Origin of the sequence: uncultured Methylovirgula sp. (assembly GCF_947646745.1) — a bacterium.
In the GTDB taxonomy this organism is placed as follows: domain Bacteria; phylum Pseudomonadota; class Alphaproteobacteria; order Rhizobiales; family Beijerinckiaceae; genus Methylovirgula.
In genome coordinates this window covers 21,017-41,334 of record NZ_CANSHK010000032.1, presented here as the reverse complement: position 1 = coordinate 41,334, position 20,318 = coordinate 21,017, and the positions used below count along the sequence as shown (strand labels likewise).

The window sequence follows — 20,318 nt, the reverse complement described above, 5'->3', positions numbered from 1 at the left end:
CGACGACGCCCAGGATGTCGCTCTCCTTCATGATGAGGAGATCCGGGCCATCAATCTTGACCTCGGTGCCGGACCATTTGCCGAAGAGAATGCGATCGCCGGCCTTCACATCGAGGGGGACGAGCTTACCGGTCTCGTCGCGGCCGCCCGGGCCGACGGCAATGATCTCACCCTCTTGCGGCTTCTCTTTCGCCGTATCGGGGATAATGATGCCGCCCTTCGTCTTTTCCTCGCCTTCGAGGCGCTTGACGACGACGCGGTCATGCAGAGGACGGAAAGTCATGCGCTGCTTCCTTGAACGTTTCGAGAACAGCGCCCTGGGTAACGAAACGCCGGCGCCGCTCGGACCTGGAAAATGAGGGCCCGTTAGCACTCGAACTCAGTGAGTGCTAACGGCGGCCTGGACATAGGCGGCGCCTCTTGTGCTGTCAAGGACGGCCGCAGTCGGGATCGTTCCTGCCGGCGTCGAGGATCGTGTCCGGTTCTCAGCTTGGTTAATGCCGCAGCGCGTTATTGATGCCGCGGCGCATCGCCCGGCGGCCTAAAGATTGACCGCAACGAAGCGCTCCTCGCCCTGTGGCGTCGAGACGAGGAGCAGAACCCATTTCTTTCCGGCGGTCTTCAAGATACGCATTTTTCTGGCGATGTCGGCCGGCGCATGCACCGGATCCTGATTGATCTCAAGGATTACCTCGCCCGGCAGTATGTTCTTTTGCGCCGCCGGCGAGTTGGCATCGACGCCGGTGACGACGACGCCCGCCGTCACGCTGTCCTTGATCGCATATTTGAGGCGCGAGGTCTCGTTGAGCGGCGCCAGCGCCATGCCGAGCGCCCGTTCGAGCGGCGTCGACAACAAAGCCTTGCCCTGCCCCAGATCGCCCGTCGTCAACGAGGCTTTCTGCGCAGCGTCTTCCAGCCGGCCGAGCTTGGCCATCTTGGTCAGCTCATGGCCCTGCCGGACGATGACGATGGCGACCTCCTTGCCGACGGGAGCGGAGGCGACGAGCTTCGGCAGATCATGCGATTCGGCAACATCCACGCCATCGAACTTGACGATCACATCGCCCGTCTCGATGCCGGCCGCAGCGGCCGGCCCGCCGACGTCGGTGCCGGCGACGAGCGCGCCGCGCACTTTGCCGAGATCGAGGCTTTCGGCGATCGAATCATCGATCGACTGGATACGCACGCCGAGCCAGCCACGCCGCGTCTCGCCGTAAGTGCGCAATTGATCGATGATCGGCGCCACCGTATCCGAAGGAGTCGCAAAACCGATGCCGATCGAACCGCCCGACGGCGACAGGATCGCAGTGTTGATGCCGATCACCTCGCCGTGCTCGTTGAACAGCGGACCGCCGGAATTGCCTTTATTGATGGCGGCGTCGGTCTGGATGTAATTGTCATAGGGACCGGAATCGATGTCGCGGTGGCGGGCCGAAACGATGCCCGCCGTGACGGTGCCGCCGAGCCCGAACGGGTTGCCGACCGCGATCACCCAATCGCCGACGCGCATTTTATCGCTGTCGCCGAACTTCACCGCCTTCAGCGGATGGGTCGGATTGACCTTAAGAACCGCGACATCGACCTTGCTATCCTTGCCGATTACGCGTGCCTTCAGCTTCGTGCCGTCGGTGAAGATCACCGTTACTTCATTGGAATCGGCGATGACGTGGTTATTGGTGATGACAATGCCCGATGGATCGATCACGAAGCCGGAGCCGAGCGAATTCGAACTGCGCTCGCGCGTGCCGAGGCTGCCGTCGCCCCCGCCCTGCTGATGATGGCGAAGGAATTGGTCGAAGAGGTCGTCGAATGGCGTTCCAGGATCGACGTCGGCGCCGTTGCCGGCGTCCTTTTCCTCATAGGCCTGCGTCGCCGAAATATTGACCACGGCGTCGCTGACAGCCGCGGCAAGATCGGCGAAGGAATCCGGCCTTTGGTCGGCGAGCGCCGGCGCTACAGCACCAAGCCCCATCACCGCCAAGCCCAAGGCTCCCGCCAGCAAAATTTTCCGCGCCTGGACGCAAGCGGATGCCGCATGCGGGAACACTGTCATTCACCTCTCCTGTTTGAGCTGCGGAAACTAGCCCATCAGCCAGGCAAGTTCACGCCGATTTTGCATTGGAACCGCGGCAAAAATCACAAACCTGGCTGAGACTCGGCGCTAGTGCGCCGGCGCGGCCGCTAGAGGTGCGGCCTCGGCCGGCGAGAAAAACCGGAAGAAAGCCGATTTCGGGCTCAGGACATAGCGCGTATTGGACGATTTCAGGCCTGCCACATAGGCCTGCATCGAGCGGTAGAAGGCAAAAAAGTCGGGGTCCTTGCTGAAGGCGGCGGCGAAGATCCGTGCCCGCTCCGCATCACCCGCGCCGCGAATCTTGTCGGCGTCGCGTTGCGCGTCGGCCCGCAGGACGACAACGTCGCGATCGGCCTTGGCCTTGATCTCCTGCGATTGCTCGCTGCCTTGGGCGCGATAAAGCGCCGCCTGACGCGCCCATTCGCTCTGCATGCGGCTGAATACTTTTTCAGAAATCTGCTGCGGCAGGTCGGTGCGCCGGATCCGCACATCGACGGCAACGACGCCGAGCTTGGCGGTCTGCTGGTTCACCTGTTGTCGAATGGCGCCCATCAGGGCTTCGCGCTCGCCGCTGACGATCTGGCTGAGATCGGCATCGCCGAGCACCCGCCGCACCGCCGAATTGAGGATATAGCCGAGCTGTTCACCGGCGCGATCGGTGTTGCCGACCGATTGATAGAATTTCAGCGGATCGACGATGCGATATTTGAGGAAGGAATCAACTTCGACGCGCGTACTGTCGGAAGCAAGCACTTCCTGCGTCGGCGTCTCGACGTCGAGAATGCGCTTGTCGAGCAGGACGACGGTTTCGATAAACGGAATTTTGAAATGCAATCCGGGTTCGGTGACAAGGCCACGCCCGGCGACCGGATCGCCAAAGCGCAAGACCAGCGCCTGTTCGGTCTGGCCGACCGTGAACACCGATGCCGCCGCGACGACGACGGCGACGATCGCGAGCAAAACCAGGAAAAAGCCGCTCGCGCCCTTCATTTCGAGGCCCCGTCGGCATTGCTCGGCGCCAATTGCGGCAAAGGCAGATAGGGCAGCACGCCCTGGCCGCTGCCCGGGTCGACGATCACCTTGTCGCTGCCGCCGAGAATTTTTTCCATCGTTTCGAGATAGATACGCTCACGCGTTACTGCCGGGGCGTTCTTATATTGGGCTTCGACCTGGGCGAAGCGCGAAGCCTGGCCGGTCGCCTCGTCGATCGTCTGCAGGCGATAGCCTTCCGCCTGCTGCACCAGCGCCGCAGCCTGGCCGCGCGCCACCGGCACGACGTTATTGGCATAGGTTTCAGCTTCATTGCGCATACGGTCGCGATCCTGCTGCGCCGCCGTCACGTCGCGAAAGGCCGAGATGACTTCCTGCGGCGGATCGACCGATTGCAACTGCACTTGCAGCACGAGAACGCCGGCTTTGTAATTGTCGAGAATCTTCTGCATCCCGTCCTGCACCGCCGGCTCGATCACCTTGCGGTCGGCGGTGAGGATATTCTGGATCAGGCTGCGGCCGATCACGGCGCGCATCGCGCTCTCCGCCACAGCCTTCACCGTATCGTCCGGATCGGCGACATTGAACGCATAATCTTCCGGATGCGATGGATCAATCTGCCAGATCACGACGAATTTTACATCGGCGATGTTCTGGTCGCCGGTCAGCATCAGGCTTTCTTCCGGCAGATCGAACGTCGCCTCTTCGCCGGTACGGTCATCCATGCGGGAAACGAAGCCGATGTTGATCGTATTGCGATCTGTGACCGCGAGCTTTTCGACCGAACCGACCGGATAGGGCAGATTGTAATTGAGGCCCGAGCTCGTTTTGCCCGTATAGCGGCCGAAGATCATGTTGAGGCCGACCTCATTCGGCCCGACCGTGTAGAAGCCCGAGAGCAGCCACAGCAGCACGCCGAGCAGCCCGAGCGCCAGGAGCGCGCGTCCGCCAAGGCCGCCGCCCGGCAGCCAGCTTCGCAGGCGCGCCTGCGCGCGGCGCAGCCAGTCCTCGAAATCGACCGGATTGGGCCGCGGCGGCTGGCCCCAGGGACCCGGATTGTCGGGCTTCCAAGAGCCGCCGCCCTTGCCGTCATTGCTCCAAGGCATTCAAAATATCCTCGATGCCGCGCATCTCTTAGTCGGCTTTGCGCGCCGGCGAAAGGGATTAGGAGCGGATATAATCCACGAACGCATAACCCGCATCCCCGTCCTGTTCGGCCGCATGATCTTCACGGCAGATTTCGCGCCAATGTGACCAATCGAGAGGCGGAAAGAAGGCATCGCCCTCGGGCCTGCAATGAACATAGGTTACATGAAGCCGGTCCAGCCGGTCGATGACGGCTGCGTAGATCTCGCCGCCGCCGGCGATGACGATCTCCGCCGCGCCCAAGGCCTTGGCGCGAATCTCCGCCAGCGCCAGAGCGGTGTCGATATCCGAGGCCGTATAGACTCCGGCCGGTGGTTTAAAGCTTGGATCGCGCGTGACGACGATCGTTTCGCGGCCTGGCAACGCCCGGCCGAGCGAGGCAAAGGTCTTGCGGCCCATGATGAGCGGCTTGCCGAGCGTCAGCGCGCGAAAGCGCTTGAGATCGGCAGAAATATGCCAAGGCAGCGCATTGCCGCGGCCGATGACGCCGTTGTCGGCGACGGCGACAATTGCGACGAGTGGCAGGCTCATGCAAGCGCGCCGGCAAATTTTGCGGCACCTTCACGGCTAAAAGCAAAGTTTAACCCCGCGTCGCCGCGCGTCGCGGGGCCGAAACGTGTTGGAGCGTCCGGCGCCATGGCGCCGTTTAGCGCACAGAAGCGCACTTAACGCAACTATTGACTGCGTCGGCCGTAAGAGACGGCATAGGCGCCGTCGCGCACGTCGATGAGCGGATCGTCGGATTCCTCGATGCCGGAGGTGAGCGCGCCGGGCAGGAACAGGAGCTTCTTTTGCTCAGCGAGGCTGTCGGCGTCGATCTTATCGATCGTCAGCACGCCGAGATCGACGACTTTGCGATTGGCGGGCCACGGAATCGTTGGATCCTTTGTGACATCGCCCGGCGCCGCAAGCTGCGCTTCGAGATGGAAAGTCACGGGGGCTTTGGCGACGCGCGTGGCAATCTCGTCGAAGAGATAGTTCGGCGACTTCTTCGCCGCCTCCTCCTTGCTGATGAGAACGAGTTTCTCCGGCGCGGCGATATAGCGGAACGCTTGTTTCTTGCCGCTCTTGTCGACGAAGACGAACGCATCGACACCGTTATATTGCTCGTCGGCAAAACTATCGGGCTGTTGCTGGTCGCCCAAGGCCAACGGTGCGCGCGGATGCGTCTTGAAGAAAAGATCGAGCTTCGTCGGCTTCGGCGCGCCGGGCGGACTTGCGGCAACGGCCAGCAACAGATCGCGGAAGTCCTCACCCGTCGCGACCGGAAAGAACTTCAACGAGTTGATGACGATATCCGTCTCGCTGCCGTCCTTCAGATGGAATTTGATGGCGAGCCCATGCGGCATGGCCAAGCGCGACCCGTCGGGGACGGTCGGCACGCCGCCGCTATCGGAAAAACGGATCGTCACCGGAATCGCATCGCCGGTGAAGATCGCCGCCTTGCTGAGTGTCGCCGCCTGCGGCGAAGCCTTGAACGTGCCTTGGCCGACAATGCCCTTGGCATGATTGGCGCGAAAGCCCGGATGTACGCCAGAAACTTTGTTCAAGGCGTTGACGATGTCTTCCGGCAGGGATTGCGCCCCGGCAAAGCCGCAACCGAAGTTGAAAAGCAACGCCAGGCCGGCGGAGAACGCAGCACTTTTTCGCAACATGATTCCACTCTTTCAACATCGGCGCGAATCTTCGTGCCGAAGAACAAGATGCGTAACGAAAGCTAAACGAGGATTGCGAAACCTACTAGAACAATTCGCCGTCAAAACCATGCGCGCAAAGCGGCGACAACTCATGCGGCATAGTGCCTCGATGACAAAGATGTCATAATGAACCGGGGCCGCAATGAAACGATGCAGCAGCGATGTTCGAGGTATCGCCGCTGTCGATTAAAATCGTGCGGATCGAGCCTTGCCCCGTCAAATCGGCATATCAGACATCTCTTATTCCAACTTCCGCATCGGCCTTCGAATGACCGAGATGAGGGCACCGGAATGCAACGCTGACGAAATCGGCGCGCTGCCGACAGGAGCTTCAATGCGATGACCCGCAATCCGCTGCTCGACCGTATCGGCCTCGATCTGCCGATCATTCAAGCACCGATGGCCGGCATATCGCCGCCGGCCATGGCGGCAGCCGTCAGCGGCGCGGGGGGGCTTGGCTCGATCGGTGTCGGCGCGACGCATGCCGAAAGCGCCGGCGCGATGATCGCCGAGGTCCGCGCGCGCTCTAACGGGCCGCTGAACGTCAATGTCTTCTGCCACCGCCCGGCACGCCCCGACCCGCGACGCGAAAGCGCCTGGATCGCGCGTTTCGCGCCCGAATTCAAAAAATTCGAAGCCACGCCGCCCGCAGCTCTTGGCGAAATCTACCGCAGCTTCGTCGAAGACGACGCCATGCTCGCCGTTCTTCTCGACACGCGGCCGCAGGTGGTGAGCCTGCATTTCGGCCTGCCATCCGCGGCGCGGATCGACGCGTTGCAGGCGGCGGGAATTATTGTCTTCGCCTCCGCGACCAGCCTCGCCGAGGCACGCCAAGCCACTGCGGCCGGCGTCGATGCGATCATCGCCCAAGGCTATGAAGCCGGCGGCCATCGTGGCCTTTTCGATGCGGAGGGCGCCGACGACCGACTCGGCACCATGGCGCTGACGCGTCTGCTGGCGCGACAAATCGATCGGCCGATCATCGCCGCCGGCGGCATCATGGACGGCGCCGGAATTGCGGCAGCGCTGCACCTCGGCGCGGCGGCGGCGCAGCTTGGCACCGCATTCGTCGGTTGCGACGAGAGCCTCGCCGATGCCGGTTACCGCGCCGCGCTCTTCAGCGACGCCGCACATCATACCGTCATGACGCGCACCATTTCCGGCCGCCCTGCGCGCTGCCTCGCCAACCGCTTTACGCACCTCGGCGACATTGCCGCGACCGACATCCCCGATTATCCGATCGCCTACGATCTCGGCAAAGCGCTGCATAGCGCCGGCAAGGCCAAAGGCGAATTCGGTTTCGGCGCGCAATGGGCCGGTCAAGGCGCGCCCTTGGCGCGCGCCCTGCCGGCAGCAGATTTGGTCGCGACCCTCGCGGCGGAACTCGCACGCAGCTGATCCCGCCGGCACGTTGGAAGGAAGCGGAATGGATAAGAAGGTTGCCCCCCGCCAACAGCAACACGACATATCGGCGCGCCGCACACAATGGGCGATCCTCTCGGCGTTCTGCGCCAGCCTCGTGGGCATCGGTCTCGCGCGCTTCGCCTATACGCCGCTGCTGCCGGTGATCGTCAATGCGCATTGGTTCGGGGCGTCCGCAGCCGCTTATCTTGGCGCCGCCAATCTGGCGGGTTATCTCGCCGGCGCCCTGCTCGGCCGCCCGCTCGCGGCGCGGATGCCGGCCGCGACCGCGTTGAGGTTCATGATGGGCCTGGCGACCGCAGCTTTTTTCGCCTGCGCTTATCCCGTCTCGTTTCTTTGGTTCTTCGTCTGGCGGTTCATCGCCGGCCTCTCCGGCGGGGTGCTCATGGTGCTTGCCGCGCCGAGCGTCCTGCCGCATGTCGCGGCGGCGCGCCGTGGTCTTGCCGGCGGCCTTATCTTCGTCGGGGTCGGCGTCGGCATTGTCGCGTCCGGAACGCTGGTGCCGCTCCTGCTGCACCAAGGGCTCACCGCGACGTGGCTCGGGCTCGGCATTCTCTCGCTGGCGCTGACGCTTATCGCCTGGGGCGGCTGGCCGCAGGATCCAATACAGGCTGCAAGCGCGCCTGCGCACCGGCGGCCGCATCGGGCCGCGACGCTGCGGGCACTTTATATCGAATATGCGCTCAACGCCGCGGGCCTCGTGCCGCACATGATTTTTCTCGTCGATTTCATCGCCCGCGGGCTCGGCCAAGGCCTCGCGACCGGCGCCGAATATTGGGTGCTTTTCGGATTGGGCGCGGCCGTCGGGCCGCTCGTCAGCGGACATCTCGCCGATCGCACCGGCTTCGGTCCCGCCTTACGGTTCGCCTATCTTGTGCAAGCCGGCGCCGTGATCTTGCCGGCGCTGGGGCTTGGCCCGCTATCGCTCGTCGTTTCAAGCCTGGTCGTCGGCGCCTTTACACCGGGAATCGTGCCGCTCGTGCTGGGCCGCGTGCATGAATTGCTCGCGCATCACCCGAATGAGCAAAGAGCCGCCTGGAGCACGGCAACCGTCAGCTTTGCCGTGCTGCAAGCCGGCGCTGCCTATGGCCTCTCGTTCGTCTTTGCGCGCAGCGGCAGCTATCAGCTGCTTTTCGTGATCGGCAGCGCCGCTCTGCTGCTGGCGCTCACCATCGACCTCGTTACGGGACTCGCCGCCCGCGATGAGCCGTAGCGGAGACTGCGCGCGCACGCGGCCGCCGATGGATCTTCGCTCCGAACACAGGCGATTTGCGGCGCGCAAATCGCGGCTGCAATTCCTGACGTCAATGCGCCATCAGCAAAGGAATATCGGAGCGCTCGATCATTTCGCGGGTTGTGCCGCCTAAAACCCATTCGCGAAAACGGGAATGGCCATAGGCGCCCAGAACGATCAGGCCGGCTTTCATGCCGTGCGCTTCGTCCAGGAGAATGTCCGGCACCGACTTCTCCTTCGATTCCAAGATCGCGATCTCGACGCTCACGCCGTGACGGTGAAAGTAATCGACAATGACCGGAGCTTGGAATGTCCAATCCGGGTTGGCGATTGCAAGCCGCACGGTCTTGCTCGTCTTCAGGAACGGCAGCGCTTCATGGATGGCTCTCGCCGCCTCACGCGTCGGCTGCCAGGCGATCAAGACATTTTCGAAATCCGGCGCGGGATGGCCGGTGTCAGGAATCAAATAAATCCCATGCCCCGATTCGAACATGACTGCCTCGACGAGGTCATCCCAATAGAGAGCGTATTCGTGCCGGTAGGGCGCGACCGCCACGAAAAGATCGGCCCATTGCGCTTCGGCGACGCACTGCGCGATAATCTGGCTTGCACCCACGTCGAGCCGCCGGATGGCGCTCGGAACCGGCAATTTGGCCAGTTTCTGCTCGATATCGGCGACGACGCGGTCGCCGTTTTTGCGCATCCGCTCCTCTCCCTCGATGACCGGCTCCATCGGTGCGAGACCCGACTGCACGGCCAGCACATAAGCATATTCTGGTAGAGGATTGGTGTAGAGCCCGATCAGCCGCGCGCCGTGAAGCGAGGCAATCTTCGTAGCATGCGCAAGCCGGACCGCGTCATTCGCGCTGCCGTCGAGATGCGCCATAATGTCCTTGAGCATCGCCATTCCTCTCGCCATCCTTGGAAGGAGAGAGGAAGCCTTTTTGCGCCAAGGAACATTGATCCTGCTCAACCGCGGATCGGCCGCCTCAGTCTGCCGCCGGATAGCCGAGTTCGGCTAAGCCTTCCTCGAGATAATCGCCGAGCGCCGGAATGCCCATCAGATACCGCGAGGATCTTCTGCGATGCCGCTCGGCGGCCAGGGCTCGCGCCTCTTGCCATGTCGCACGATCGAAATCGCCGCGCCCGACCCAGGCCAAGGCTATGAGATCGACAATTTCGTCTTCGTCGAGCCGGTCGATCCCGGCGCGCAATTCTTGCGCCGTCGCATCATTGGCGTAATCCTCGAGAATTTCAGCTTCGTTGTCATCGGTAGGATTTGAACCGGGATCCGGTTCGACCGGTGCAACTTTCGCGTCGAATTCGCGCGCCTTTTCGATGAGCCAGCGCACCGTATCGACGTTAATTGCGAGTTCGACCGGTTCTTGTTCGTCTTTGAGCATGACATCCTCATCCTGAAAATGCGTCCCGCGGATTGAACCGTGAACGGAAATGGAAATAGGTCAAGGCCGACGCTGCTCCATCGCCTCGCTTAGGCTTGTCGATTTCGGTCCGTGAGAAGGCTTTCGAGCCGGTCGAGAAACGGGCGCTGCGCCGCAAGAATTTTTTGCCGCGCCACAGACAGCGCGAACCAGGCCGCGCGATCGACTTCCGGAAAGGCCCGCAGGCGTCCGCTGCGCGGCGGCCACTCAATCTCGAAGTGATCGCTTGTGATCGCGGCAGGATCGAGATCGCCGGCCGCTGCAAAAGCCTCGACCCATTTCCCGCCGGCTTGCCGAACGGCGCCGAGCGGCTCAAGCGGCCCGGGCGGCGGCACGCCGAGTTCCTCGGCAAATTCGCGCCGCGCTGCCGCAGCGAGATCTTCCCCGGCCTCGACCTCGCCCTTCGGGATCGACCACGCACCCTCATCTTTACGATGCCAGAACGGTCCGCCCGGATGAACCAGCAAAACCCAAAGATCGTCGGCCGCGGCCTTATACAAAACAATGCCAGCGCTTGTTACGGCCATGCGGCTTACGCGATTGGGCGAACGGCGCTTGGCTGCGAAGCCCTGTCCAAAACGCCGTTGAAATGAGAGCAGGCACGCCGGATGTGCTTTATGAGATCGTGCTCAAAGGCGATTCCGCTAGCCTTGAAGGGCATACACCCGATCCGGCACTTGCCGTTCGGCGAATATTTGACGCACTTCCTCATCGCCGACCTGCCGAAAGTCAGAATAGTAAAATCCGACCACGCCGAAGTTTTCGTAATTCTCAAGACATATGATCGTATCCGCTTCGCCGCGAAGATCCTTGAGCGAAATCGTCGGCGCAACCGGGACTGCCAGGATCAGCTCAGCCGGCCTTTGTTTGCGTATCGAACGCAGGGCCGCACGCGTGGTTGCGCCGGTCGCGATCCCGTCATCGACCAGAATAACCACACGCCCCCTTAACTCTGGACGACGCCGGTGGCCGACAAAACGGCAGCGCTGACGCTCGATTTGAGCGAGTTCTTGCTGACAGGCCGACGCAAAGGCGTCCTCGGAAACCCCGGCCGCCGCGATGACATTCTGATTTCGCACGACGACGGGCTCAACGCCATCGGCCACGGCTCCCATCGCCAGGTCCGAATGGTGCGGGACGCCGACTTTCCGCGCGAGAACCAAATCGAGTGGCGCTCTGAGCGCGCGAGCCACCTCCGTCGCGACCGGAACGCCGCCGCACGGCAGCGCCATAATAATCGGCGTCTGGCTCCGATAAACTTGCAATGCCTGGGCAAGCCGGCGGCCGGCCTCTTCACGATCGCGAAATGGCATAAATGCCTCCCATAAGACAATAAATAGCATGGGAGCGCAGCGCCCCTTTGAGCTGAATCAATTTTATTGGCTTTCCTGGTTTCGCGCCCAGGGATGCGACCAAATGCAGCGGCCGATGCTTACCGTTGGCTAGAGGTCAACGGCCAGGGGCAAGGCCGAGAACGCGCAGCGTGGCTTCTTTCATGCGCCCGAGGGTGGAGCGGGAGGCGATGGCAGGAAAGCTCACGGGCTCTGATTTTGATAGAAGCGTCGCGCTTTGAAACTCGCGATATCGGCGAGCGACATCTGGCGAAAAGACCGCGACGATAAGCGAGAAATCGTCGAAAATCGATTCAACGCATTCGTATCTATTTTTCATCAGACGCGCGCATGCGGCCGCCGCCTCGGCATTTCCCGCAAACAGCTCTTCCATCACGGGCCTGTATATCTGGAAATCCTGGGCGAATTCGCTGCGCTGACGATTGAAAAGGTATGAGACAATGGCTTTTGCCCGCTCAGCCGGCAGCGCCGGGGAACGGAAAATCGAAGAAAAGAAATGCACCGCGACAACGGCCCAATGCAGCCGCGTCAAGTAGCCGAATTTTTCAGGAAGATCATATCCCTTATACCATCGCGAGTTCGACTCGATAAACCAGTCGTTGAGCTGCCAATGCGAGTTGTCGAACAAATAGACGTAACCCATCTGGTCTCTTCGGTAGGTTCCCGTCGACAATAGATGGAACGCCAGTATGTAATCGTTGAACGGGCATTGCAGCGGATTGGTTTCGACATATTCGGCAAATTTTCGGATCAGCGGCCGCCGGGCAATCGCGTAACAGAGAACGTTATTGCCGTGATAATTGCGGATTCTTTCGAGCGGATCCGCTTCGAGGCGCTCGGTCGCCGGCAAGACGACGGGCATCGTGTGCCCGGGAACATGCGCGATGGACACAAGCAGTCCCGCCGACGCACCGCAGCTCTGATCTTCGCGGATGAGCGCGAGTGCCGATCGGTAGTATGCACCGCCAAAGCAATCATCGTCCGCCGCCATGCAAATGAATGGCGCCGTTTGCGCCTTGACGAGATGTAGCCAATTGCGATCGGCACCCAAATTCGTCGGATGGCAGGTAACCGTCACGTTTGTGCTTCGGGCGGCGAGCTCTTGCAGAAAGGCGTGTTTTTCCGGATTGGCGCTGTTATCGCCGATGTGAACGGCGATCTCATCCGATCCGATCGACGCCGCTTGCGTCAAAACGTCTTTTGCAAGCGCATTCCAGCGATAGGTCGGAATAATGATGGCGAGCTGCGGGGAACTTCCGGTCATTCTGACAATCCAAGCAACCGATTATGGTTCGGCATATTACGATCTTCGCTGGGCTGGGGCGCGATCGTTGACGCATGCAAGCTCCCCATCGATCAGCCGTTTCATCAGTGATTGACCGATCGCAGCAAGGCGATGATCCGGTGGATGGAATCATCGAATTTCTCGCCGCGTCTGCGCCGATCGAGCGAATCATTCCAGATGCGCATGCCCAGCCGTTCAAAGCCGATCGTACTGAGAAACTTTGCGATCTCCCGCTCGAGCGTCTGCGGCAGCAGCGACAGGAAATACGGGCAGGAATCCGACCTGAGGGTCTTCTCAAGCTTCACGCCATCGTCGCTGAAAACCCGCGGCACCTCGCGGCGCGCGACCGCGTGCTCCTGGGTGAGCGTGATGAAGCGCTGAAGATCCGCCCAATAAACATCAAAGGTACGAAGATAGTTTTGCGCGCCTTGCGCGACGGTCGCCTTGGCGCGGGCGATCTCATCTGCGTCCGTTCCCCAGGCATAGCCCTCCATCCCCAGTTCGTTCACCGAGATGATTTCATGCAGATAAGGGTTGGGGATGAAAACCGCCGGGCAACCGCATAACACGGCCTCGGTCGCCAGAAGCGTATTTTCATAGGTGAAGAAGACCTCCGACCTTTGGAAGAGCGCGGCAATCTGTTCGGGGGTGGGAGAACCGGGCTCATCGCGGGTGATCTCCACGCATCCGCGGGTGATGTCATACAGCCGCCCGCCGTGCACCTTCCGGTATTTGTCGGCATAGAAACAGGCGCCCGAGCGGCGCTGCGTCGGCGGCGGTGGCTTGAAAATACGCGTGTCCATCGCCGGCAGGAAGAGCACGTTGTCCGGAAAGCCCGCAGCCGCCGCCAGCGACTTGGAGTAGCCGAAACATAATTCGTCATCGGCATAGCTTTTGTCGCCGCCAAGAAGACCGGGAAAGTTCATGACATAGCGGACGACGCAGGCCGCGCCATAAGGATTGCCCGATACAACCTCGGAGTAAACGACAATCGGCAATTTCCTCAATTCCAAGTGCCGCCGCACGCGATCTTCGGTCAAGCAGGGGGTAAGCAGGTCGGGATGCGTGTGGAAGGGCAGATGCAGCGAAGCCGGATCAGGAAGCAGATAGGCTGAGCGCCCGCTGACATTCAGGCTATGGCAAAGCAGGTGCAGGGCGCGCACGCCCGCGGAGGTTCCAATATAAGACGGCGCGACAATGTAGTAAGGATCGCCGGTTTCCGGATAGATAAGTCGCACGTGATCAGCCTGACGGTTTGAAATCGATTTGATTCCGGGCGATCAAAATCGATTCGCCCGCTGCAGAGATTGCCCCCGAATCCAGCCGTTCAATATTTGAGTTGCGCCTCGATTTTCATTCAACCCTCGGATAGTGCAATCGCCGCCGCCAGGAAAGGCGCGCCATGCACGCGCCGAGCTTCGCGACAACCATGCGACGGGCGGGCCAGGATAATGGTCAAATCTTCGCGACGAAACAATTCGAAGCCGAAGCGATAGGAACGAATTTTGGAGACATTAAGAAGCTCCGCCGGATCAGCCATCGAACGTTGCGCAAGATTTGGCCCGCTCTAACCGCCGCCGGCTGCTGTCTTCGCTTGAGCGGAACGGGATTTTCAACACGCTTCCTCATCTATCCTCCAGTAACGGCCTTTTTCGGTCAGAATATCTCAGCGGGCTCGGCGGACATGTTGCTTCTCTTAAGTAGTAATGACCAAACAACACGCGCGCGCTTTTACGTCAGTTCGAAGAAGAGAACCGGCTTTTCACTGAATGGCCGGAAAGGAGACCGATGCAATAAGAAATGATCGAGGTCTTACGCGTTATGGAAGAGATGATCCATAAAACCGGCTGTTTTTATACATGTGCCATGAAGGCGCGGCTCGACGCTCCGGCATCATCTTGTCCGCCGTCTCGGTATGCATTGGGAGAGTCTCGATTTTCATTATGAGGCGCGGCGCCCGACCGGACATGAGCGAAGAGCTCTTTCAGGGCTTCCGTTCTGTCTTGCCAAATCGGAGCGGCAACGCGGAACCCTGATCCATCACCACGGCGTCGGCTTACGCAAGAACCGATTCTCTGCTTTATGCGCAAATCGTCCGGGCGCGGCATGAAACGAGACGTCGCGGCAAGATCTCCGTCTCAATGATATGACGCGAGCGCTTCGGCGCGCGCCGGCCATCTTCAGATAAAGCGCAGGATGCGGGACCCGCTATCTATCTATCTTGTGTCCGAGTCAGCCGCCGTCCAAGTTTGTAAGCGAGGCTCCAACGCTGCCGCTCATACCAGACCTCGCGCGCGATATCGTGGATCGTTTCACGCGTGAGGCTGACGGCGCTGGACGTGGGCATTACATCTTTTTGACTCACCGTATTCGTCACGCTCAAAACATTGATCGGCCGCAGGTATTGCCTGCCCTTGGCATGTTTCTGGGTCAGCTCGATGAAGCGATCGAGCTCGTGCCAATATTTGGCGGTGCGCTTCTTGTAGCTTTCAGCGCCTTGTTGCACCGTCGCCTTGGCGCGCGCTACTTCAGCGGGGGCATCGCCCCAGGCATAGCCGTCAACTCCCAATTCCTCCTCGGCAATGATATGAGTGAGATAAGGATTCGGCAAAAAGACAGCCGGACATCCGCATAAAACAGCCTCGGTCGCGAGCGCGGTATTTTCGTAGGTATAGAAAACTTCCGAACGACGGAACAATTCAGCGATTTCCTGCGGTGTTTGCGAGGTCGGAAGATCGCGCGTGATTTCCTCGCTATGACGCGTCACGTCAAACAGTTTTCCTTTATGGATGGCTTTGTATTTGCCCGCATAGAAACAGCTTCCGCTACGCTCTTGCTCCGAAGCAGGCGGGTGAAAGGTGAACGTGTCGATGGGAGGCAAATACAAAACATTTTCGGGCGAACGCGTCGCATTGGCGAGGATCTTTGAATAGCTGAAACACAATTCGTCCGAGGAATAATCTTTTTCTCCGCCGAGCAAGCCGGGAAAATTCAATATATAGCGAACGACGCAGGGACTAGCGAAGGGATTGCCGCTGATGGTCTCAGGATAGACGACAATCGGAGCCGGCCCGCGGCGATAATGCTCCATTAAAGCATCCAACGTCAGCACCGGCGTCGAAAGATCGATGCAGAGAGCACCTCCATGATTGGGCTCGCCGACCAGGATCATATAAGCGACCTGGCCTCTTCGATTTAAGCTGTGACAGAGCAAGTGGAGGACGCGAATCCCTGCCGAGGTCCGGATGTAATGCGGCGCGACGATGTAATAGGGGCTGCCCGGGGCAGGATAAATATCGTTGGAGATGTGTGCGGTCATGGGCGGGCGCGATCAAGTTATCTGATGTCGGAAAGATAGGCTGCTGTATCCAAGATCTGTCGGCTCATGCTCTTCGGAGTTAGACTGTAGCTCCGCATCATGCGCGCCATTTCCCGGCCATCACCCGCATAAACATCGTTCTGTTTTTCTTCTGCGTCGGCGCGCTCGATCCGCAAATCCCGTCGGCCGAGCGTATCAAGCACAAGCGCGGCGAGATCGCCGATCTCGAGCGCCTCTTCGCCGGCCGTATCGAACACGGCTTTGTTTCCCTTTTGTGGCGTAAGAAGCATGGCAAAAGCAAGCGTGACCAGATCGCCCACGTCAACATAAGAGCGCACGACCCGCGGCGGCGAGACGATCTTGATCGGCATGCCGGCGAGCGCGCTGTTAATCATCGAAGCGAGCGCGTAAAGCTCATGCTTGTTGATGAAAGGGCCGGAAAGATTGAAGAGCCGCGGCTGGCAAAGCGGAATCCCGCGGGCGGCGGCAAGCGCGCCGAAACGCTCCTCGTCCTCGCGTTTCATCACGCCATAAGGATTGGCCGCAAGGTCATCCTCAAGCAGATGCGTGCCGCGCTTATAGGCGGCGCCCGACGATGGCACGAAAATGCCGCGTGCGTCGGATTGCTCGATCGCCGCCGCAACTCGCGTAGCGATCGTCCGGTTCGCCGCCACGAAGTCCGACGTGCTCACGTTTTGTAACCGGTCCTTCGTCAAGAACGCGCAGTGAATGAAGAGCGTCGGGGCATGCGAAGCCCCCTCGATATGTTCGAGCGTCTGGCATTTGACGGCGCGGCCGGAGCGCAAATGGATCGCGCGCGCGCTCGAACCAAAAACCCGCACGCGCTCGTAAATTTGCTGACCCAAAGCGCCGTCAAGCATTTCGAGCACCGCCTGGCCGATCCAGCCGCCGCCGCCGGTCACCACGCAATGATAACCGGATGCGGCGAGGCTCTCGGTGACGAAGGGCGGGAAGGAAAGGCGGGTGCCCTCCGCCATCAGGGTTTGCCCCCGCTCGCGCAGAACGTGGCGATCGTCTCGATCATGTAATCGATCGCGCCGTCGCCGAGCGCGGGATAGACGCCGACCCAGAACGTATCGCGCATGACCTGATCGCTCTTCGCAAGCTCCCCGAAGACGCGGTAGGCGCGCCCCTTCATATAGGGTTGACGGACGAGATTGCCGGCGAAGAGGAGTCGCGTGCCGATCTTCTTCGCATTGAGATGTTTGATAAGATCGTCGCGCGCAAACGGCGCCGAGGCGCGTACTGTCATCGGAAAGCCGAACCAGGAAGGGTCCGATTTCGGTGTTGCCTCGGGCAGGATCAGGAATTCGCTGAACGGCTTCAGCCCGGCTTTCAGGCGCGCGAAATTGGCGCGCCGACACGCGATGAAGCTTTCGAGATGGTCGAGCTGCGCAAGGCCGACGGCCGCCTGCATGTCGGTGATTTTCAGATTATAACCGAGATGCGAATAGGTATATTTGTGATCGTAGCCGAACGGCAGTTCGCCGAGCTGCCAGCCGAACCGTTTCTTGCACGTATCCTCATGCCCCGGCATGCACCAGCAATCGCGGCCCCAATCACGCAATGATTCCAGGGCTCGCTTGATGATGGAGCGGGTAGCGAAAACGGCGCCCCCCTCGCCCATCGTGATATGATGCGCGGGATAGAAGCTGACCGTCCCGATATCGCCGAACGTGCCGACGATTTTGCCGTCGTAAGTCGCGCCGAGCGCGTCGCAGGTATCTTCCACGACGAAAAGATCGTGCTTCTTGGCAACCTTCATGACCGTATCGAGGTCGAACGGATTGCCGAGTGCATGAGCCACCATGATCGCGCGCGTGCGGTTAGTGACGGCAGCTTCGATCAGATCGGCGCGAATGTTGTAGGTCGGGATATCGACATCGAGGAACACCGGCACCAAGCCGTTTTGCAGCAGCGGGTTGACCGTCGTCGGAAACCCAGTCGCGCAGGTAATTACTTCATCCCCCGGCTTCAGCGCGCGGTCGCCCAGCAACGGGCTCGTCAGCGCCGTCGCGGCGAGAAGATTGGCCGACGAGCCGGAATTGCACGTCAGGACAAAACGGGCACCGAGGAATTTGGCGAGACGGGCCTCGAAGCGATCGTTAAACGGGCCGGTCGTCAGCCAGAAATCGAGCGAACTATCGACGAGCGACACCATATCGCGCGCGTCATAGACACGGCCCGAGACCGGAATGGGCGATTGACCCGCGACGAAGGGTTTCGGCGCATGCGCAACCTCCGCATAGCGCGCGGTCAACGCCAGAATCTGCGCACGCAGTTCTTCGCGCTCGTCAGCGATCATGGAATAATCGGCAGCGACGCTGTCGCTCATGCAACGCCCTTTCTGGCGGGATAATCGGTGATGTACGCCTCCTGGGTCTTTGCAGCTCCCGGCGGCGCGCTGTTCTCATAGGCTTCGATCTGGGCAAAGGTAAAGCGCTGCATGTCCGCGCCGGCAAGGTTGGCCTTATGCCAATCGATGGTCATGGCAAGCGCCTTCGTCAGCGAAAGGCGCGGCCTCCAGCCAAGCTCCAGGTGTGCCTTGCTCGAATCGAGCCGCAGCAAATTCGCCTCGTGCCGGCCTTGCGGATCGGCGATGACCTCGATGCCGATCTTACTCTCCCATAGGCGGCAGACTTCCTGCGCGACGTCCAAAACGCGCGCCTCGCTCTCGCTCTCCGGACCGAAGTTCCAGCATTCCGGGCCCCGCGGCCGCGTCGCCCACAGATGTTCGACGGCGCGCAAATATCCCGAAAGCGGCTCCAGCACATGCTGCCAGGGCCGGATGGAGCGGGGCGACCGAATGATCAGCGTTTTATTATGGGTCAAAGAGGCGACGAGGTCGGTCATGAGCCGGTCTTTCGCCCAGTCGCCCCCGCCAATGACATTGCCGGCTCGGGCCGAGGCGACGATCGTCTGGCCCTTGTTGAAATAAGAACGGCCATAGGCCGAGACGGCAAGCTCCGCGCAGCCTTTGCTGCTGCTGTAAGGATCGTGGCCGCCCATCGCATCGATTTCGCGATACGGCCAGATCTGCTCGCGATTCTCGTAACATTTGTCGGTCGTGATCACGAGCGCGACTTGCACGGATGCAGTGCTGCGGACCGCTTCGAGAACATTGACCGTGCCCATGACATTGGTGCTGTAAGTCTCGACCGGCGCGTCATAGGAGAGCCGCAGAATCGATTGCGCAGCGAGGTGAAGAACAATATCGGGTTTGAAGCCTTGTACGGCGGCGCTCAGCGCGCCAGCATCGCGAATATCGGCTGTCTGATGAATCAGCCCGTCTTCGAGGCGCGCCAGAGAAAACAAGTTGGGCTCGGTCGGCGGTGCTAAGGCATAGCCGTAGACATGCGCGCCGAGACGGCGGAGCCAAAGCGCGAGCCAGCTCCCCTTAAACCCGGTATGCCCTGTCAGAAAGACCCGCTTACCGTTCCAGAATGCACGGTCCAAAACCGGCGCGGTGCCGGGCTCGATCGTCATGCCAGCCGCCTTTTGCCGCCGGCGATTTCGCGCGGCGCGACGTCGTCCCAGATCCGCCAGGGGGCGCGGCCCTTGGCCCATAGTTCTTCGAGATGATGCCGGTCGCGCAGCGTATCCATCGGCTGCCAGAATCCGTCGTGTTCGAAAGCCATCAACTGCTGGTCGCGCGCCAGGTTTTCGAGCGGCTCCTTCTCCCACAAGGTTTCGTCGCCGGCGATGTAATCGATGACCTTCGGAGAAAGGACGAAAAATCCGCCGTTGATGAGGCCGCCCTCGGTCACCGGCTTTTCGACAAAGCGCCTGACCGCACCGGCTTCGATGTCGAGCGAGCCGAACCTGGCCAGCGGACGCACGGCCGTCACCGTCGCGAGCTTGCCGTGGCTGCGATGAAACGCAAGGCTCGCGGCGATATCGACGTCGGCGACGCCGTCGCCATAGGTCAGGCAGAAAAGATCATCGTCTTGGAGATACCGCGCGATGCGGCGAATGCGGCCGCCCGTCATCGTCTCCTCGCCGGTTTCGGCAAGCGTGATCTCCCAATCTTCGGCCGGCTCCTGATGAATATGCAGGCCGCCCCGCGTCTCGATCGTGACGTCGACGTTGTGCAACCCGTAATTCAGGAAATATTCCTTGATCTTGAAGCCCTTATAGCCAAGGCAGATGACGAAGCGCCGGATGCCGTGCGCGGCATAGATCTTCATAATGTGCCAAAGGATGGGCCGGCCGCCGATCTCGATCAGCGGCTTCGGCGTGACGACCGTCTCCTCGCTGAGACGCGACCCCTTGCCGCCAGCCAGGATGACCGCTTTGATATTTTGGACTGACATGCGCGATCCTTATTAAGGCTACG

At 60.7% G+C, this 20,318-nt stretch carries 20 protein-coding genes; 2 read left to right on the top strand and 18 right to left on the bottom strand.

What is annotated here, in order from left to right:
- The 6 genes from groES to Q0025_RS10665 form a co-directional block, all read right to left on the bottom strand.
- Positions 1–283, bottom strand: a 283-nt coding sequence (gene groES, locus Q0025_RS10690; protein WP_297298837.1) for a co-chaperone GroES, incomplete at its 3' end; no start/stop codon positions are given.
- Between the two features lie 258 nt (positions 284–541).
- A complete protein-coding gene (locus Q0025_RS10685) occupies positions 542–2,053 on the bottom strand; it encodes a Do family serine endopeptidase (RefSeq protein ID WP_297298835.1) in 1,512 nt (503 codons plus the stop codon).
- A 108-nt stretch (positions 2,054–2,161) separates the two neighbouring features.
- Complete coding sequence (gene hflC / locus Q0025_RS10680) at positions 2,162–3,064, bottom strand: protease modulator HflC (protein ID WP_297298833.1); 903 nt, start codon at positions 3,062–3,064, stop codon at positions 2,162–2,164.
- A complete protein-coding gene (gene hflK, locus Q0025_RS10675) occupies positions 3,061–4,170 on the bottom strand; it encodes an FtsH protease activity modulator HflK (protein WP_297298831.1) in 1,110 nt (369 codons plus the stop codon). The genes hflC and hflK overlap by 4 nt, the downstream gene beginning before the upstream one ends.
- A gap of 58 nt (positions 4,171–4,228) precedes the next feature.
- A complete protein-coding gene (locus Q0025_RS10670) occupies positions 4,229–4,741 on the bottom strand; it encodes a dihydrofolate reductase (protein WP_297298829.1) in 513 nt (170 codons plus the stop codon).
- Positions 4,742–4,884: 143 nt separating this feature from the next.
- Entirely contained in the window at positions 4,885–5,865 is a 981-nt protein-coding gene (locus Q0025_RS10665; RefSeq protein ID WP_297298826.1) for a catalase family peroxidase, read from the bottom strand.
- 381 nt (positions 5,866–6,246) lie between these two features.
- Here Q0025_RS10665 and Q0025_RS10660 point away from each other — a divergent pair, with 381 nt between their 5' ends.
- Both Q0025_RS10660 and Q0025_RS10655 read left to right on the top strand, forming a co-directional pair.
- Entirely contained in the window at positions 6,247–7,305 is a 1,059-nt protein-coding gene (locus Q0025_RS10660; protein WP_297298824.1) for a nitronate monooxygenase, read from the top strand.
- A gap of 28 nt (positions 7,306–7,333) precedes the next feature.
- Positions 7,334–8,542, top strand: coding sequence for a YbfB/YjiJ family MFS transporter (locus tag Q0025_RS10655; RefSeq protein WP_297298820.1), 1,209 nt, complete (start codon positions 7,334–7,336; stop codon positions 8,540–8,542).
- 91 nt (positions 8,543–8,633) lie between these two features.
- On the opposite strand, the gene Q0025_RS10650 is transcribed toward Q0025_RS10655, so the two are convergent.
- The 12 genes from Q0025_RS10650 to rfbF all read right to left on the bottom strand — a co-directional run bounded on the left by Q0025_RS10650 (position 8,634) and on the right by rfbF (position 20,280).
- Positions 8,634–9,470, bottom strand: coding sequence for a universal stress protein (locus Q0025_RS10650; protein ID WP_297298818.1), 837 nt, complete (start codon positions 9,468–9,470; stop codon positions 8,634–8,636).
- 82 nt (positions 9,471–9,552) lie between these two features.
- A complete protein-coding gene (locus Q0025_RS10645; protein ID WP_297298816.1) occupies positions 9,553–9,966 on the bottom strand; it encodes a DUF3775 domain-containing protein in 414 nt (137 codons plus the stop codon).
- Between the two features lie 89 nt (positions 9,967–10,055).
- Entirely contained in the window at positions 10,056–10,532 is a 477-nt protein-coding gene (locus tag Q0025_RS10640; protein WP_297298814.1) for an NUDIX domain-containing protein, read from the bottom strand.
- 117 nt (positions 10,533–10,649) lie between these two features.
- Positions 10,650–11,318, bottom strand: a complete 669-nt coding sequence (locus Q0025_RS10635) for a phosphoribosyltransferase (protein WP_297298812.1) — start codon at positions 11,316–11,318, stop codon at positions 10,650–10,652.
- A gap of 136 nt (positions 11,319–11,454) precedes the next feature.
- Positions 11,455–12,621, bottom strand: coding sequence for a glycosyltransferase (locus tag Q0025_RS10630; RefSeq protein WP_366939450.1), 1,167 nt, complete (start codon positions 12,619–12,621; stop codon positions 11,455–11,457).
- A 104-nt stretch (positions 12,622–12,725) separates the two neighbouring features.
- Complete coding sequence (locus Q0025_RS10625) at positions 12,726–13,880, bottom strand: hypothetical protein (protein WP_297298808.1); 1,155 nt, start codon at positions 13,878–13,880, stop codon at positions 12,726–12,728.
- A 119-nt stretch (positions 13,881–13,999) separates the two neighbouring features.
- On the bottom strand, positions 14,000–14,182 hold the full coding sequence (locus Q0025_RS10620) for a hypothetical protein (protein ID WP_297298805.1): 183 nt from the start codon (positions 14,180–14,182) through the stop codon (positions 14,000–14,002).
- Positions 14,183–14,854: 672 nt separating this feature from the next.
- Positions 14,855–15,961, bottom strand: coding sequence for a hypothetical protein (locus Q0025_RS10615; RefSeq protein ID WP_297298803.1), 1,107 nt, complete (start codon positions 15,959–15,961; stop codon positions 14,855–14,857).
- A gap of 17 nt (positions 15,962–15,978) precedes the next feature.
- Entirely contained in the window at positions 15,979–16,959 is a 981-nt protein-coding gene (locus Q0025_RS10610; RefSeq protein ID WP_297298802.1) for an NAD(P)-dependent oxidoreductase, read from the bottom strand.
- Positions 16,959–18,317: a lipopolysaccharide biosynthesis protein RfbH gene (gene rfbH, locus Q0025_RS10605; RefSeq protein ID WP_297298799.1), complete on the bottom strand. Its 1,359-nt coding sequence runs from the start codon at positions 18,315–18,317 to the stop codon at positions 16,959–16,961. Before rfbH ends, Q0025_RS10610 begins: the two co-directional genes overlap by 1 nt.
- Positions 18,314–19,468, bottom strand: coding sequence for a CDP-glucose 4,6-dehydratase (gene rfbG, locus Q0025_RS10600; RefSeq protein ID WP_297298797.1), 1,155 nt, complete (start codon positions 19,466–19,468; stop codon positions 18,314–18,316). The genes rfbH and rfbG overlap by 4 nt, the downstream gene beginning before the upstream one ends.
- Positions 19,465–20,280: a glucose-1-phosphate cytidylyltransferase gene (rfbF, locus tag Q0025_RS10595; protein WP_297298842.1), complete on the bottom strand. Its 816-nt coding sequence runs from the start codon at positions 20,278–20,280 to the stop codon at positions 19,465–19,467. The genes rfbG and rfbF overlap by 4 nt, the downstream gene beginning before the upstream one ends.
- Positions 20,281–20,318 lie beyond the last annotated feature (38 nt).